This window comes from Aliidiomarina sp. B3213 (assembly GCF_003290085.1).
Lineage (GTDB): Bacteria > Pseudomonadota > Gammaproteobacteria > Enterobacterales > Alteromonadaceae > Aliidiomarina.
The window spans coordinates 118,644-134,244 of record NZ_QMKJ01000001.1 but is presented as its reverse complement, the minus strand read 5'-3'; the positions used below and the strand labels follow the sequence as shown (position 1 = coordinate 134,244).

Genomic DNA, 15,601 nt, shown 5'->3' with positions numbered 1-15,601 from the left:
CAGACAGAATAAGCGCTGTTACTACAAGGGCTGTAAGCCCGGTTACAGAAATCATTTCGGAGCCTCCTCATTTAGCTGCTCCCAATTAAACTCGACAGGGTCGAGCTTGTAGCCAATCCAGGTTACTAGTCCTGAAATAGCACAAGAAGTTAATGCGGCTACATAAAAACCAATCATGAAATAGCACGCTAAACCAATCGAAGTACCTAGGAACATAGCTAATGCAGCAGTTCTCCCCGACACTTTCTTACTATATAAGCCCAAGACTATGGGCCAAATGGTGCTCGCTACGAACGCGCCGGTAAAGTTAAGTAGCGCACCTAACGTTGCCACTTTAGGTAAGCAAAGTAACCACGTTAATAAACCTAAGCCTAAAATGACCAAACGGTTCACTTTAAACAATTTTTTATCGGTTGCGCCCTTATCAATGTGTTTGTTGTAGATGTCTCTAGTCACTAAGTCTGAAGTTGCTGCAAGCAACGAGTCGAGGCTAGAGGCCAATGCAGAAAACACCACAATAAACACAATTACAGCACCTGCAGTACCTAACACGTGAGCCGCTACACTTGGACCAACCATATCTGCACTACTCGGGAAAATACCGAGTTGAGGAGCTGCTAGCGCAATAAACCCAGTCACGATAGGAATGGGTAGCCAAAGCACGCCTCCGAGCAGAAACGCTTTAAACGCCACTTTCTTCTTAAATGCTAACGCGCGCGACCACCAAACATTGGAGTGGAATATTTCACCTAAGCCAAAAAAGATATTATTAAACAAAAACATAATCGCGGCAGGAAATAGCCAGTTAAGCAGCTCTGGGTGTCCGGTCGTGAGTTCTTGATGAACAGGTTCAATACCGTTATTGATTAAAATAAGTACAGCAACTGCAACCACACCAATAATGATAATTAGAGCCTGAATAAAGTCTGTCGCAATAACAGCTCGCAACCCACCAAATAAAGTATAAGCCACGCAAATCAATAGTATCGCACTCATTCCAATGTGATAGTCGAGCCCGCTTAATGCTTGTAAAAGAATACCGCCAGCCATACCCAAACTAATCAACCAGCCCATGGCATACACAATAGAAATAACAATGAACACGTGCCACGCCCATTTGCCATAACGCAAGCGGATAAAGTCCCCACTGGTATATCCGTTAGGCAACAACTCGCGAATACGAGCTGAGAGCGGTGCAAAAAGGATTAGCCCCAGAGCAGCAAACGAGTAACCAATCATGCCCCATATACCGAATTGGTAGGTAAGCTGCGGCGCCACAAGTGTTGTATTACTCGTTACCCAAGTCGCCATGGCTGTAGCAGCAGCAAAGGCAAAACCTACATTGCGTCCTGCCAAAGCAAAGTCTTCATGAGACTTATTAGAACGCCCTAACACATAGCCAAAAACCACCCACAACACGCCAAAAATAGCGACAATGGCTAACCCTACATTACTGTTTAATGCATACTCGGTGGCAGTCATACACTCCCCTTCGATACGCTTTGGTCAGAGCTACGAGAATGCGCGTGGAGAATGAACACAACAAGAGCAATAAAAATAAGCGCACCCAATCCGAACAGTGTTAGCGCCCTGCTTAACGGGTAATGCTGAACGGTAACGGAAACTATATTACTTGTTTCACCACTCTGTGTGTCGCGCGCACGAAAGTAATACGTACCGTTAGAAAAGCCGCTCAAAGTAACTTGGCTAAAACTACCCAAAGGAGGATAGCGATCTTCGACAACGTCGAATGACTCACTTGCCGCGCGTTCAAACACGATGGTGTTAACGCTCGAACCTTCGCTGTTGACGGACTCAAGCTGATATTCAAGTTGGAAGTAGCCCTCTGACACAGTGCCACTTGGCCCTGTTAGAGTAATGGAGGTTGCGTGAGCCACGTTTATGCTCACACACAATAAAAAGGTGCAGACAAACCACAACACACTGCGTAATCCTGTCGCGACCATAATGGGTTCCGTACCCCGCCTTTGTGAGTGCTAAACAATCACCGTAACAAGCGCAAAATGCTTTTGCAAATGCGCCCCTAGTGAGCTAGAGGCGCATACTTGCGGTTATATAAAGCAATAACTTAGGTCTAGTTGGCGTTTTCAACCAACTGACGAAGTACATAGTGAAGAATGCCGCCGCTAAGGTAATAGCGCACTTCATTTGCCGTATCAATTCGACACTTCACATTAAAGCGCGTTTCTTTACCATCATCGCTTTTCGCGACCGCTTCAAATTCTTGCCCCGGCTTAATGTCTTTATTTAAGCCCAGAACAGAAATTTGTTCTTCACCGGTTAAGCCCAGGGTCTGTACACTCTCACCATCTGCAAATTGCAGCGGTAAAACACCCATACCCACAAGGTTTGAACGGTGAATTCGCTCGTAACTTTCAGCAATAACCGCCTTCACACCGAGTAGCCGCGTTCCTTTTGCAGCCCAGTCACGGCTTGACCCTGTGCCGTACTCTTTACCAGCAAGAACCACCAATGGCGTGTCATCTTGTTGGTACTTCATTGCCGCGTCATATATCGACATACGCTCTTTGCCCGGCATAAACAGGGTGTTTCCGCCCTCTTCACCATTCATCATTAAGTTTTTAATACGAATATTGGCAAAGGTGCCACGCATCATCACTTCATGATTTCCTCGGCGCGAGCCATAAGAGTTAAAGTCTTTAACTTCTACACCCTGCTCCTGTAGGTACTTACCGGCAGGGGCGTCTGGCTTAATCGCACCCGCTGGAGAAATATGGTCGGTAGTTATCGTGTCGCCAAATAACGCAAGAACTCTAGCGTTCTCAATATCTTTCGGTTCAGGAGCCGGCTTGTCGATTCCTTCGAAAAACGGAGGGTTCGCGACATAGGTTGAGTCGTCTCGCCATGCGTACGTTTCACTGTCTGGAATCGGTAGTTTTTGCCAATGCTCGTCACCGTCAAATACTTCGGCGTACTGCTTCTTAAACATCTGGCTGGTTACACTTTGTACCGCGTCTTGAATCTCTTTGTTACTTGGCCAAATGTCTTTTAAGTACACAGGGTTTCCGTCTTGGTCTTCACCAATAACGTCTTCCGTCAAGTTAATACGTGTTGTGCCTGTAAGAGCAAATGCAACAACAAGCGGTGGTGAAGCCAACCAGTTGGCTTTTATTTGAGCATGTATACGTCCTTCAAAGTTTCGGTTACCAGAAAGCACTGAAGATACAATCAGGTCGCCTTTATCAATAGCTTTCGCTACATCGTCAGGAAGAGGACCCGAATTACCAATACAGGTTGTGCACCCATAACCCACAAGGTCAAAACCAAGCTTGTCTAAATAAGTTTCTAAACCCGCTTCATGTAAATAATCTGTCACCACTTTAGAGCCAGGTGCCAGTGAAGACTTCACCCAAGGTTTACGCGTCAGCCCTTTCTCGACCGCCTTTTTCGCAACTAAACCAGCTGCCAACATAACACTCGGGTTAGACGTATTCGTGCAAGAGGTAATCGCAGCAATAACAACATCACCATGCGCTAGCTTGTGATCTGTGCCCTCAATCGGCACTGCGGTTGAGTCGTCTAGTTCAGCTTTGCTCAGCGACTCAGCGCCTCCCATCTCATCGTCTAAAGCAACACTTGAAGAGTTAAGCAATAAGTCAAAGCTGTCTTTCAAATTCGGCAGAGACACACGGTCTTGAGGACGCTTCGGCCCTGCTAATGAAGGTTCGACGTCTGCTAAATTTAAAGTTAGCGAGTCGGTAAATTCGGGTTCATTATCGTCGTTACGCCACATACCTTGTGCTTTTGCGTAGGCTTCAACGCGTTCTATTACTTCCTTGTCACGCCCTGACAACTCAAGGTATGTAATCGTTTCTTGGTCGATAGGGAAGAAACCACAAGTAGCACCATATTCTGGCGCCATATTCGCGATAGTTGCACGGTCGGCTAAAGGTAAATGTTTCAAACCTGGGCCATAGAACTCGACAAACTTACCTACGACGCCTTTTTTACGTAGCATCTGTGTAACCGTTAACACTAAGTCGGTGGCGGTAATGCCTTCAGATAAAGAACCTTCTAGCTTAAAGCCGATAACTTCAGGAATAAGCATTGAAATAGGCTGCCCCAGCATTGCAGCTTCGGCCTCAATACCACCAACACCCCAACCTAAAACACCTAAACCATTAATCATGGTGGTGTGTGAGTCGGTGCCGACTAGTGTGTCCGGATAAACATATTTCTTACCGTCTTCCTCCGAGGTCCAAGCCACTTGCGCTAAGTACTCTAAGTTCACTTGGTGGCAAATACCGGTACCCGGCGGTACAACACGGAAGTTATCAAATGCTTTTTGACCCCAACGCAGAAATTCGTAGCGCTCTTTGTTGCGCTCCATTTCAATGCGTACGTTTTCCTCGAAAGCATTTTCGGATGCAAACTTGTCAACCATTACAGAGTGGTCAATGACCAAGTCTACGGTAGATAGAGGATTGATTTTATTGGCAGGCAACCCTGCTTTAGCGACAGCGTCTCGCATAGCAGCTAGATCGACCACTGCTGGAACGCCGGTGAAGTCTTGCATAAGAACTCTCGCAGGACGGTATTCTATTTCCTGCTTCGAGCTTTTGTTTTTTAACCAGTCGACGACGGCATGAACGTCTTCCTTGGTTACGGTAGTTCCGTCTTCATGGCGTAATAGGTTTTCTAGTAGAACCTTCAACGACACCGGAAGTTTATCGACATTACCTAGCTTCTCCGCCGCTTTAGGAATGCTGTAGTAATGAAGCTTTTCACCTGCTACTTCGAGCTCAGAGTGAGTTTGAAAACTATCTTGGCTTGCCATGTTTTACTCCGTTTTCAACTATTAGTTAACTTATTAGCTTGGTTCAAGGTCGGAAAAATTCAAGGCATTCCCATAATTTAGTGTGTGAATGTGCGCTCACTTAAGCACTTGTCGTGGATTTAAACAGTTCGTCGTAAGCGGTCATGCAATTGTCAAATGGGTTAGTTATACTCGCCCTTTGTTGATCGAAGAGAAAAAGGTTTACTGGCATGAGAAATTGGATGTTCATCGCGCTTTTCGCGATAACGCTGCTGTCGATTTCTGGCTGTGCAGAACAAAACGAGGCGAATGAGCCACAACAACTTACACCTACACTTATATTGATATCAATCGATGGTATGCGCCACGACTATATTGATATGTACCAGCCCGATAACATTCAAGCGCTGGCTCAGCACGGTGTACGTGTAGGTATGTTAGAGCCTGTGTTCCCAAGTAAAACCTTTCCTAACCATTTTGCTTTAGTCACCGGGTTACATGCAGAAAACCATGGAATCATTGGTAACAATATCTACGATCCCGAATACCAAGAAGTGTTTGGTTTGAGTATCAAAGAGGCGAATCAGAATAGCCGTTGGTGGCAAGGCGAACCTATTTGGATTACCGCAGAACGCCAAGGCGTGACCAGCGCAACATACTTTTTCCCTGGCTCAGAAGCTGAGATCAACAATCACCGCCCTACTTACTGGCATGAGTACGATGGCAGCGTGTCTAACAGAGACAGGGTAGAAGGTGTACTTGATTGGCTACGACTACCAGCCGAAGAAAGACCGCAGTTTCTCGGGCTCTACTTCAGTGATGTAGATTCAGCAGGTCATGGCTTTGGGCCTGAGTCAGCAGAAGTAGCGCAAGCCATCGAGCATGTTGACGGTGAAATTGGCTATCTGATGCATGAATTAGAAGCTATGGGGATTGCAGACGAAGTTAACATTATGATTTCTAGTGACCATGGCATGTATGAAGTGAATCTTGAAAAACATGTTGTTGTCGACACAGCATTTGATCAAAGTCTTGCCGAGTACGTAACGTTTACTCGAGAGATTATTGGCATTCACCCACTACCGGGACAAACTGAAGCCATATACCAGCAACTACAAGAGAATATTCCGCCAAGCGCCGCTACCGTATATTACAAACGAGACATACCGGAGCGTTTTCATTACCAAGCAAATGCTCGTATTCCTGAAATCTTCATTCTCGCACAACCAGGCTACGCGCTCTTGAAACAACAATGGTTAGAGGATGCACTCGCCAATGGAAAGTACGGTCAACCTATGGGTAGCCATGGTTACGACAATGCCATACCAGAAATGCAGGGGATTCTCGTTGCTGCGGGACCTCAATTTAAGTCAGGCGAACGTATTGCTCACTTGCGCATGGTAGATGTGTATAATGTGATGAGCACTGTATTGGGCATATTGCCGGCACCTAACGACGGTGACCCAAACGTTATTCCATTGATGATCAACGAGAGAAGCTTGTCAGAATGAGTCAGGTATTAGACGATTTATTAAAACTCATGGAGCTCGAAACTATCGAGCAGGGTATTTACCGTGGTCAGAGCCAAGACCTAGGTTTTAGAGCATTGTTTGGTGGCCAAGTCATGGGGCAAGGCCTGTCAGCAGCGAAAGAAACGGTAGATGCTTCTCGAGGTGTGCACTCATTTCATAGTTATTTTTTGCGCCCAGGTGACGCTAATCATCCTATCGTTTATGACGTAGAAAACATTCGCGACGGAAAAAGCTTTTCCACGCGTCGCGTGCAAGCTATTCAATTTGGCAAACCGATTTTCTACATGACAGCATCTTTTCATGGTGAGGAACCAGGTTTAGAACATCAGTCCGACATGCCCGACGTGCCGGGTCCTGAAGAATCTATTTCTGACCTCGAAGTTCACCGAGAGCATGCAGAACTTATTCCAGAACCATTGCGTTCGAAGTTCACCAGCGACAAGCCTATTTTAATGCGTTTTGTGACCGCTTATAACCCGTTTAAACCTGAGGTTATGGAGCCGGTTCGTCACGTATGGATTAAGGCTAATGGCGAACTTCCTGACGACCAACGCATTCATCAGTATCTGCTCGCTTATGCGTCAGATTTTAATTTCTTACCGACTGCATTGCAGCCGCATGGCTTAACGTTTGCGAGCCCGAAAATGCAAATGGCGACGATAGACCACGCCATGTGGTTTCATCGCCACTTTCGTATGGACGATTGGCTGTTGTATTCCATCGACTCACCAAGTGCGAGCAATACACGAGGCTTAGTGCGTGGTCAGTTCTTCAATCGTAGAGGCGAGCTGGTGGCTTCTACAATTCAAGAAGGCTTATTACGTCAACGGTAATTGTGCGAAGGTATTCGAGACGATCTAAATAAAGAGCAGTAACGTAACCCAAAAAAACAACGACAAGGTGGTTCTGTGCCTAAGGTTCAATTGAAAGCAATTCTTCCATGGTTTAAGCAATGTTTCTCATTGGCGTTCCTGCTGTTACTCGCTCCGAGCCTTCTGTATGCGCAAACTAATGCCCAAGCCAGCTCAGAGCGCGTTGTACAACCTCATGTAAATGTGCAGCTTCACAGCGAGTTCGACACTATTTCAGCGGGACATTTATACACGCTTGCTATTGAACTTGAACAAGAGGAGAACTGGCACACCTACTGGATTAACCCAGGCGATTCCGGCGAAGCTACAAAAATAGAATGGCAAGGACCTGAAGGTTCATATTTCGACGGAATTCAGTGGCCTACAGTTAACCGATACGAAGTGGGCCCATTGATTAATTATGGTTTTTCCGACACAACCTATTTACTCACCGATTTCTCAATTCCATCTGAATACAATGAAGATACGGTAACTCTTACTACCCAAGTAAGCTGGTTAGTATGTGAAGATATTTGTATTCCCGGAAACGCAGAGCTGAGTGTTACGCTTAACGTAGGAATGCCTAGTATTTCTGAAGGTAACCGTGCGCATTTCATGGAAGCTCGCCGAAGCCTTCCTGAGCTATCAGACTGGAATGTGCAGTACGACATTCAAGACGGCCAAGTCAGTATTGTTGTAGAAGATGCTGACGCCGTTGCTATGGCACAAGAACAAGACTTTTACACCTTTGTAGGCGCTACCGACTTAGTAGAGCACAACGCAGAATGGCAGGTAGAATCCACCGACGAACTTCTTATATTGCGCCGGCCGTTAAATACATTTAACAGTGCACAACCCGAAGGATTTCCTGTTCAGTTTTCATCGAGCAACCGAACCTTAGAGGCTTATGCAGCTGAGGTTGTGGCACCCGAGCCAGCAACGACGAACAATAGCACCACTACTAGCATCACCTTTGTGTCTGCGTTCATTTTCGCTTTTTTAGGTGGCGTCATATTAAACCTTATGCCTTGCGTATTTCCTGTGCTTTCACTCAAAGCATTGGCTATGGCACAGCATCCAGAAAGCAAAGTTAAAGACGCGCTATTTTATTGCTTGGGCGTTATTTTAAGCTTTATCTTCGTAGCAGCAGTTCTTATCGCTCTGCGTTCGACCGGACAAGCATTAGGCTGGGGCTTCCAACTACAAAACCCTTGGTTCATCGCGGTGCTTTCATTCCTATTTGTCGCTATAGGCTTGAACTTATCGGGTGTATTTCAGGTTGCGACTTCATTGATGAGTGTGGGTCAATCGAGTACGCAAGGCAGTGGAGCTAAGCAGTCTTTTGCTACGGGGGTTCTCGCTGTTATTGTGGCAAGCCCGTGTACGGCCCCGTTTATGGGCGCAGCACTTGGTTTCGCCATTACCCAGCCGGTTGCTTTATCTTTAATCATTTTCTTCGCGTTGGGCTTAGGTTTTGCGTTCCCATTTTTACTGATTGGGCTTATTCCACAAATTGCAAAAGTACTTCCTAAGCCCGGGCAGTGGATGGAAAGCTTCAAGCAATGGATGGCGTTCCCAATGTATATCACTACGGTGTGGTTAATTTGGGTGTTTGGTCGTCAGACCGGCATGGACAGTACCGCTCTCCTTCTGTTGTCGATGATTCTTCTTGCAGCTTCACTATGGTGGTGGGGTCAGCTGCAGCAAAAGTCGAGTAAAGGTATTTGGGGTAAGTTGACGTTGTTGCTATTAGTTGTTGGTACGGTCTTCATATTCTGGCAATCGATGATTTGGCAACAAAGTAAGCCTGCAACAGAACAAGGTGAGGTTGAAGGCAGAAATTGGCAAGTGTGGTCACAACAAAGAATGGACAGCCTTATTGGTGAGCAGCCGGTATTCGTCAATATGACTGCAGACTGGTGCATTACTTGTCTAGCAAATGAGCGTGTTGCATTAAGTGTGGAGTCAACACAGAACCTGTTTGAAAACTATGATGTGGCTTACCTGAAAGGCGACTGGACCATGCAAGACCCAGCGATAACTGAATATTTAGCTGAGTTTGGTCGCAACGGTGTTCCGTTATATGTGCTGTATTGGCCCGGGAAAGAACCACAAGTCTTACCACAAATTCTGTCGCCATCTATTGTACGAGAACACATTGAAAATAATGCCGGTTAACAGGAGGTGTCTTTTATGAAATACATCGTTAAAACTTGGTTATTAGTTCTAATCACTAGCGCTTTTATGGTTATGTCTTTTGGCGCAAAAGCAAACCCTGAAATTGGTGCACCAGCTCCCAACTTCTCAGTAATAGACAGTCATGGCGTAACTCATAGTTTATCTGACTTTGCAGGTGAAACCGTGGTGCTCGAGTGGACAAACCACGATTGCCCCTACGTTCGCAAGCACTACGAGTCAGGCAACATGCAGTCTCTACAACAACGGTTTACCGAGCAAGGTGTAGTGTGGCTAAGTGTTATTTCTTCCTCGCCTGGTACGCAAGGTCATGTGAGTGCAGAGCAAGCCAATGAACTCACCTCCTCACGAAACGCAGCGCCTACAGCCGTATTGTTAGATGAATCAGGCACTATGGGTAGAGCTTACAGTGCTAGAGTTACACCGCACATGTATGTCATTGATAGTGAGGGCGTGTTGCAGTACGCAGGTGGAATCGACAGTATTCCTAGCGCTCGTCAGTCTGACATTGAAAGAGCTGAACCTTACTTTGCTAACGCGGCAGAACAGGTGTTAAGCGGTGAGGCTGTGTCGCGCCCTATTTCTCGCCCGTATGGTTGTTCAGTTAAATACAGCGACTAATATATTTCGACGGTCTATGTGAGTGTTGTCTGTCATCTACAGCTGACAACGCTCACATCGTGCTTTACCGGTAAAAATTTTAGAAAACGTATAGCGATGACGTGCAAAAAACATATAGGCCTTATCTGCAAACCAGCGTAGCAAGGGCCAGCGCAGCGGTGCAGTCATCCAGCCCTTACCAACTAGTGACCAAGCCCGGTGTGTAACGTCTAGGCCATAAAGCATTTCTCCGTTCTCCAGCCCATGAAGAATTCGGTTTGCGTCGTTAATATTAACTCTAGGAAAACGCTCGCTGAAGTCTGTTGCAAGAATATCTTCAAACTGAATTCTTTGCGCTTCGTCTTTCAATTTCAGTTGTGTCATTTCGCGAACGCATAAAGGACACTGACCGTCGTAGAAAATGATCAATTGTGGGTAAAAAGTATTACTCATCATACATCCCTAGTTCATTACTTCTTCATACAACTAAGTTAGAATACCCATATAACCCCTCAAACGATCAACCTTTCATGCATAAAGACAGCATTGGCCGTGGCATAGTGTTTATGATTCTTGCGATCTTTTGCTTCGCAATCATGGACGTATGCATGAAACACCTAGCGGGTCATTTGAGTACTTTTCAAGTCAGCTTTTTTCGCGGCTTTATGTCTTTGCCTTTTATTCTCATCTGGTTAGCTTCGCGTAAAACCTTACATCGAATGAAACCTAACCGGATTGGTTTGCACATATTACGTGGAATTATCTCTATAGCCTTTCTTGTTCTCACCGTAACAAGCTTAAGAGAGCTTCCTCTAGCCAACGCTTACGCTATTTTCTTTATCGCGCCGCTGATTATTACCCTACTTTCAGTACCTCTATTGAAAGAAAAGGTAGGTATACATAGGTACGGTGCAGTTGCGGTAGGCTTTGTCGGTGTACTCATCATGCTTAATCCAAGTGCTATGGGTTTTGCATCAGTGGGCGTCATTACCGGCCTATTGGCAACCTTTGGCTACGCGTCAGTCATGATTATGGTGCGCATTATGCACCGAACAGAAACTAGCGAATCACTCATGGTTATGTTTGTTTTAAGCTTGTCTGTGGGGTGTGGTTTACTCTCGATTGCCAACTGGCAACCTGTTACATGGACTGACGTCCCGTGGTTATTCATGCTTGGCTTTTCTGGTGCCATAGCTCAATATTTACTGACTGAAGCCTATCGGCAAGCACCACCTTCGGTGTTATCACCTTTCGAATATACAGCCATGATTTGGGCTATTGGCTTAGGTTACTTATTGTGGGGAGAATTACCTACAACAGCAGTGGTGATAGGTGCGCTTATTGTTATCGCTAGTGGCATTTATATTAGCCACAGAGAAACCCGTAAAAAAGCTACTCATACAGCGACCACAGGCCACTAGCTAAGATTGTAATAATTGAGCAAGGTGCTGGTGCCAAAACTTGACTGGTTTAGACATCGCGGCGCGCCCTACAGGAATTTCAAAAATCAGTGAACCGTTTTTCTTTTCTCGAGGTAGCGGCAACACTTGCACATGAGAAGCTTCCAACTGCTCGACCATTTTTGCCATCAGTTCTGGCTCATCCGCGTCCACGATTAAATGGAACATTGCCGCTTGCGGTACTGCTGGCAAAACTTCTACATTCGGTACAGTGTTCAAAGCTTGCGCTAGCTCTTTTGCGTAATGCACAGCGTCATCTACTGAATCTAGATTTTCTTCTAGACCTAACTTAGCGCTAAGTATGTATGGGTGTAACGAGAATAAGTTACCACCAGCGCGACGCTGCCATACTTTCGCCTTGTCAATGAACGCTTGCGTTCCAAGCAATACAGCCCCTGATATGCCTGCTAAATCTTTGTAGAAGCTTAAATAAAGCGAGTCGGCAAGCTCGCCAATTTCAGCAAACGACTTGCCATAAGCTGCTTTACAGTGCCAGAGCCGTGCTCCGTCGATATGAAATGCTATGCCCTGCTCTTTTAACCATCTGGATTGTTTAACCAAGTCTTCCCAAGGGGGCAACTGCCCACCTATTTCACGAGCTGGCAATTCAGTAACGACAGCAGCTATGCGTGCAGGATCTAGCGTTTTAATATCAGCAAGTTCAATGGGTGCATACGCTTCACCAATTAACTCGGCCTCTAAACCCCAGAGGTGCTCAAATGCGGCTTGTTCATGCAACACAAGATGTGACGTTGGATGGCAAGCAAAGGCCGGCTTGTCCTTTTGTGTGGCGTAAATTTTCAGTGCAATATTCTGCGCCATTGTGCCACTAGGCATAAAACACGCGGCTTCTTTACCGAACAATGTCGCCATGTCTTGTTCTAAAGACTCAATAAGCTCACCAGAGCCGTATACGTCGCTCTCGGTGGTATCTGTTGCAAAGTCTGCTAGCGCTTGCAGGTGCTGCTTTAGCGTGCGGCTCGGTTGGCGAAGCATAGAGTGCTGTGCTTCGCCGACGACACGCTGATATTCTGCTCTAAGCTTTGCTATAGAAGTCATAAAGAACGAGACGATTCCAATGGTTAAGCTAAATGAGAAAGTACGTAACGCACTCCACCAAGAACAGCTGCAACCTGTGCATTAACGCACTCTTCTGGCGACGCTTTTGGACTATCTGGGTAAACTTCTGTGGTCGACACATAGGGTGCGTTTGAAAGCCCCATACATAACCCGGCATTCGTTGCGTCATAGAAAATAAGCCCTGGAATCACCACAGGCTCACCAATCAGACGATCCTGCTCGTCTGCGGGAGCAATATGCGTCACCTGCTCTACCGAGTCTAAGATAGAGTGATGAAAGTCTACCTCTGGCTTTTTCGCATGCCCTACTAGGTAAAACCCGTCCGGTATATTCCAGTTGTCGTGAACTACGCCGTCTCGTGCCGCTAGTGCCGGACGAAACTCGCTGTTATCTGTGTCTGTAGTTTCATGCAAGTCGATGTGCATGATTAAACGAGTTGAAAGACTGTTTACATAAGCCATAGCATGTTTTGCTTCTGGCGTTTCGCCGCCGTTTTTGAAAGAGCGGTTAGGATCTTCGGCCGCTGGGTTCCAGCGGTTAATCGTTTCGTATCCCCAAGGGCTAATACAAGGAAGTACCACTACATTCACTTGCTCCCCTAGCATTTCCAAATCACGGTCAATAAACGCTAATGCACCATGAACACCGCTGGTTTCATAACCGTGAACACCACCGGTCACAAGAACGGTACTGCGCTCGTCTACCCATTTCTTGCTGCGCACCGCGAACAGAGGGTAGTCTTTGTCATAGTTCAAGGTACCGTATTGTTCGACCGTAAAGCGCGACTTAAAGCCTTCTATTGCGCTAATTACGTCTTCTTCATACAAACGCTTACGAGACTGGCTTTCTAGCCACTGCTTTTTTTCGGCTTCGCCCCAAGGCTCAAACGGTTTGCCAATCGGATACTCTTGCGCCATAGAAGACTCCTTGCTTATTACGTGCGTTGAATCGTTTGAGTAAGTATACCAATGATAACGCCAGATTAATGGTCAGCTTTGTTAGAAAATATGACCATCAATGTAAAACCAACAACCATTTTCAAATACAAAACGCGACTTTTCTTCTAAACAGGCTAACCCACCGCCCGTGTTTTCAGGTAGTCGATAATAGGCTTTGAAATGAACGAAACCTTCATCTCCTTCTTGAGCTGGAGCGCTGAATGGGCTTGGAGCCGGATGAGAAGTACTGAGAATGTCGAGCTTCTGCCAGTCGGGGTTATCGTCTAGGTTAAGCGTGGGTCGCGTCGACGGATGCCAAGTTTGCAAAAGGTAATTTACGTTTCCAACAACAAATGCGCTGTAACGCGAACGCATGAGTTGCTCTGGGGTTTGGGCGACCTCGCCTAAGTGAAGCCTCTCGCAACAGCCTTCATAATTATGGTTTGAACCGCATGGACAGATCATGACTCTTGCGCAATAGGCTTCTTAAGCAATAAAACTATGAGAACAATAATACCGATAGGTTGAAAAAGCCCTCCAATAAAGCCCAAAATCGTAACTCCCATTCTGTTTCGAACTTTCCCTTTCGATAAAAAATAGGTCAACAGTGTCGTTACAAGTGCAGAAATAAATAGAGTTTGACCTACTAGAGTGACATTTAAGTTCATAATGCATTTTTCCTTTGCGAATGATTTAATGGCATAAATTATCTTACCGCGGCCATTCAAACAAGAATTGTCGAGCCCAAAAAGGAACAAGCAATGCCGATGTTTAAAAGTTTTTTAGCCCTGGGTGCCATTTTCTTGGGACTAGCCGTCATACTTGGGGCTTTTGGAGCGCACGCACTCAAGAATCAAGTTGCCGAATCTTCCATTGCCACATGGCAAACTGCGGTGCTTTATCAGGTTATTCATGCCTTTGGCTTAGTTGTCATAGCCTTTATGTTCTATCACGTCCCACAAGCTAAATTCTTATTCGCCATAGGCACATTATTCGTTCTGGGTATTCTGATGTTTTCTGGCAGTTTGTACGGCTTAGTGCTAACCCAGTGGAAGTTCCTTGGCCCCATTACTCCACTTGGCGGTCTTTGCTTTATTGCGGGCTGGTCTTTGTTGGCTTGGTCGGCGCTTAAATTACCCGCTTAATTGGCTGTACTCCCTGCGCAGGCACTGCTTTCTTGAAACCCAGGAATGAAGTAAAACAGCTGGGCGGGGTCTAAACCACTATAAGTTGAGCCCACATAATCTTGTGGGTTTTCTGAAGCAGCTACCGGTACGAGCGCCAAAGTGCGCACGTTAATGTCTTCCGCCAGCCACACAGGTACACCGTAGTCGGTTCGTATTCTGCCCTTCTCTCCAATAAATACGTTAACGGCACTAGGAACCGTAGCCCCCATGATTTGCGCAGCAATAAACTGGTCGCGGGCAATGTGCACGTCCACCATCTCAGCCGCTTGCTCTTGCGTAAACACCTGGCAGAACTGACGGTAAATTAAGTTAGCTAAGTAATCACTGTGTCCTGCAGAGTAATGCGCCACTTCTCGCTGGGAAGTTCGAACTTTGTTTTTATTCTCGTTAGACATATCAGCGCCAATAACTCGAGAAGCATAACGCAACGAAGCCTCTAATATGCCCTCTACCTCGTTCCATTCGCCTACTTGCGGATTCCAATTAAGCTCTTGTTCATCAATGTTGCGTTCGCCTAAGTGCTCGTCGAGTAATTCTTGTTGCTCCGTGTTCATGACTTCTAAAGCAACAGCACCTAACCGACCACTTCTTCCTAAATGTTCTATAAGATAAGTGGCAATTCGTTCGTTGTCCGGGTGGCCTAAACTCTCGCCAATAAATAACCAGCCACCGTCAGGTAAAAAACGGTCGACTTGCTGCCAGGAAATATAGTTCTGAGTAACGGGGCTCCAAAATTTGCCAATCAACTCATTATTTTCGTGTTCTCGAGCTTCAAAGTTAAATGAGAGTTCCGGGCCTACGTTAGCTTCTGGCTCAGGCGGCTGGTGGGATGCGCAGCCAATAAGAAAGGTAAGTCCTAACGTAAATGTCAGTGCATTTTTAACGTTCCGAATCACAAAGTTCCTCTCCAAAGCCATAACTTGATAGCATATACTTGTCTGAAATCGTAATCAGTTCAA

General features: G+C 46.0%; 15 protein-coding genes. 6 read left to right on the top strand and 9 right to left on the bottom strand.

All coding sequences use genetic code 11. The features are described from left to right. Window positions 1–51: 51 nt before the first annotated feature. From DQX04_RS00670 to acnA, 3 genes are all read right to left on the bottom strand, one after another. Window positions 52–1,482 carry a sodium:solute symporter family protein gene (locus DQX04_RS00670; protein WP_111913875.1) on the bottom strand — a complete coding sequence of 477 codons (1,431 nt, stop codon included), beginning with the start codon at window positions 1,480–1,482 and terminating at the stop codon, window positions 52–54. Beyond that, entirely contained in the window at window positions 1,479–1,967 is a 489-nt protein-coding gene (locus DQX04_RS00665) for a hypothetical protein (protein ID WP_111913874.1), read from the bottom strand. Before DQX04_RS00665 ends, DQX04_RS00670 begins: the two co-directional genes overlap by 4 nt. A 128-nt stretch (window positions 1,968–2,095) precedes the next feature. Then, window positions 2,096–4,819, bottom strand: coding sequence for an aconitate hydratase AcnA (gene acnA / locus DQX04_RS00660; protein ID WP_111913873.1), 2,724 nt, complete (start codon window positions 4,817–4,819; stop codon window positions 2,096–2,098). 209 nt (window positions 4,820–5,028) lie between these two features. On the opposite strand from acnA, the gene DQX04_RS00655 reads away from it, so the two are divergent. From DQX04_RS00655 to DQX04_RS00640, 4 genes are all read left to right on the top strand, one after another. Next, the gene (locus DQX04_RS00655; protein WP_111913872.1) at window positions 5,029–6,309 is read left to right on the top strand and encodes an ectonucleotide pyrophosphatase/phosphodiesterase; all 1,281 of its coding nucleotides are present in this window, start codon (window positions 5,029–5,031) and stop codon (window positions 6,307–6,309) included. Continuing rightward, complete coding sequence (tesB, locus tag DQX04_RS00650; RefSeq protein ID WP_111913871.1) at window positions 6,306–7,163, top strand: acyl-CoA thioesterase II; 858 nt, start codon at window positions 6,306–6,308, stop codon at window positions 7,161–7,163. Before DQX04_RS00655 ends, tesB begins: the two co-directional genes overlap by 4 nt. Before the next feature lie 75 nt (window positions 7,164–7,238). Continuing rightward, window positions 7,239–9,359 (top strand): protein-disulfide reductase DsbD domain-containing protein, encoded by a 2,121-nt coding sequence (locus tag DQX04_RS00645; RefSeq protein ID WP_111913870.1) that lies wholly within the window; start codon window positions 7,239–7,241, stop codon window positions 9,357–9,359. Between the two features lie 15 nt (window positions 9,360–9,374). Next, on the top strand, window positions 9,375–9,998 hold the full coding sequence (locus DQX04_RS00640; RefSeq protein ID WP_207916216.1) for a redoxin domain-containing protein: 624 nt from the start codon (window positions 9,375–9,377) through the stop codon (window positions 9,996–9,998). Between the two features lie 36 nt (window positions 9,999–10,034). Here the strand turns inward: DQX04_RS00640 and DQX04_RS00635 are convergent, their stop codons facing one another. After that, window positions 10,035–10,430 carry a thiol-disulfide oxidoreductase DCC family protein gene (locus tag DQX04_RS00635; RefSeq protein ID WP_111913869.1) on the bottom strand — a complete coding sequence of 132 codons (396 nt, stop codon included), beginning with the start codon at window positions 10,428–10,430 and terminating at the stop codon, window positions 10,035–10,037. A 77-nt stretch (window positions 10,431–10,507) separates the two neighbouring features. On the opposite strand from DQX04_RS00635, the gene DQX04_RS00630 reads away from it, so the two are divergent. Continuing rightward, window positions 10,508–11,398 (top strand): DMT family transporter, encoded by an 891-nt coding sequence (locus DQX04_RS00630; protein ID WP_111913868.1) that lies wholly within the window; start codon window positions 10,508–10,510, stop codon window positions 11,396–11,398. Here DQX04_RS00630 and DQX04_RS00625 read toward each other — a convergent pair whose 3' ends face one another. The 4 genes from DQX04_RS00625 to DQX04_RS00610 form a co-directional block, all read right to left on the bottom strand. Beyond that, window positions 11,399–12,496 carry a low specificity L-threonine aldolase gene (locus tag DQX04_RS00625; protein WP_111913867.1) on the bottom strand — a complete coding sequence of 366 codons (1,098 nt, stop codon included), beginning with the start codon at window positions 12,494–12,496 and terminating at the stop codon, window positions 11,399–11,401. A 23-nt stretch (window positions 12,497–12,519) separates the two neighbouring features. Further along, the gene (locus DQX04_RS00620) at window positions 12,520–13,434 is read right to left on the bottom strand and encodes a M14 family metallocarboxypeptidase (RefSeq protein WP_111913866.1); all 915 of its coding nucleotides are present in this window, start codon (window positions 13,432–13,434) and stop codon (window positions 12,520–12,522) included. 81 nt (window positions 13,435–13,515) lie between these two features. Beyond that, the gene (locus DQX04_RS00615) at window positions 13,516–13,920 is read right to left on the bottom strand and encodes a YchJ family protein (RefSeq protein WP_111913865.1); all 405 of its coding nucleotides are present in this window, start codon (window positions 13,918–13,920) and stop codon (window positions 13,516–13,518) included. Further along, on the bottom strand, window positions 13,917–14,123 hold the full coding sequence (locus DQX04_RS00610) for a hypothetical protein (protein WP_111913864.1): 207 nt from the start codon (window positions 14,121–14,123) through the stop codon (window positions 13,917–13,919). Before DQX04_RS00610 ends, DQX04_RS00615 begins: the two co-directional genes overlap by 4 nt. A 93-nt stretch (window positions 14,124–14,216) precedes the next feature. Between DQX04_RS00610 and DQX04_RS00605 the strand changes: the two genes are divergently transcribed. After that, the gene (locus DQX04_RS00605; protein ID WP_243618862.1) at window positions 14,217–14,600 is read left to right on the top strand and encodes a DUF423 domain-containing protein; all 384 of its coding nucleotides are present in this window, start codon (window positions 14,217–14,219) and stop codon (window positions 14,598–14,600) included. Here DQX04_RS00605 and DQX04_RS00600 read toward each other — a convergent pair. Then, window positions 14,597–15,538 carry a ChaN family lipoprotein gene (locus DQX04_RS00600; RefSeq protein WP_165831905.1) on the bottom strand — a complete coding sequence of 314 codons (942 nt, stop codon included), beginning with the start codon at window positions 15,536–15,538 and terminating at the stop codon, window positions 14,597–14,599. The two genes, DQX04_RS00605 and DQX04_RS00600, sit on opposite strands and share 4 nt — an antisense overlap. Window positions 15,539–15,601: the final 63 nt, after the last annotated feature.

Bases quoted from the DNA above. Each gene is read 5' to 3' on its own strand.
- DQX04_RS00640 (WP_207916216.1), top strand. From the start codon at position 9,375: ATGAAATACATCGTTAAAACTTGGTTATTAGTTCTAATCACTAGCGCT.
- DQX04_RS00665 (WP_111913874.1), bottom strand. From the start codon at position 1,967: ATGGTCGCGACAGGATTACGCAGTGTGTTGTGGTTTGTCTGCACCTTT.
- DQX04_RS00670 (WP_111913875.1), bottom strand. From the start codon at position 1,482: ATGACTGCCACCGAGTATGCATTAAACAGTAATGTAGGGTTAGCCATT.
- DQX04_RS00615 (WP_111913865.1), bottom strand. From the start codon at position 13,920: ATGATCTGTCCATGCGGTTCAAACCATAATTATGAAGGCTGTTGCGAG.
- DQX04_RS00630 (WP_111913868.1), top strand. From the start codon at position 10,508: ATGCATAAAGACAGCATTGGCCGTGGCATAGTGTTTATGATTCTTGCG.
- DQX04_RS00620 (WP_111913866.1), bottom strand. From the start codon at position 13,434: ATGGCGCAAGAGTATCCGATTGGCAAACCGTTTGAGCCTTGGGGCGAA.
- acnA (WP_111913873.1), bottom strand. From the start codon at position 4,819: ATGGCAAGCCAAGATAGTTTTCAAACTCACTCTGAGCTCGAAGTAGCA.
- DQX04_RS00635 (WP_111913869.1), bottom strand. From the start codon at position 10,430: ATGAGTAATACTTTTTACCCACAATTGATCATTTTCTACGACGGTCAG.
- DQX04_RS00605 (WP_243618862.1), top strand. From the start codon at position 14,217: ATGCCGATGTTTAAAAGTTTTTTAGCCCTGGGTGCCATTTTCTTGGGA.
- tesB (WP_111913871.1), top strand. From the start codon at position 6,306: ATGAGTCAGGTATTAGACGATTTATTAAAACTCATGGAGCTCGAAACT.
- DQX04_RS00655 (WP_111913872.1), top strand. From the start codon at position 5,029: ATGAGAAATTGGATGTTCATCGCGCTTTTCGCGATAACGCTGCTGTCG.
- DQX04_RS00610 (WP_111913864.1), bottom strand. From the start codon at position 14,123: ATGAACTTAAATGTCACTCTAGTAGGTCAAACTCTATTTATTTCTGCA.
- DQX04_RS00625 (WP_111913867.1), bottom strand. From the start codon at position 12,496: ATGACTTCTATAGCAAAGCTTAGAGCAGAATATCAGCGTGTCGTCGGC.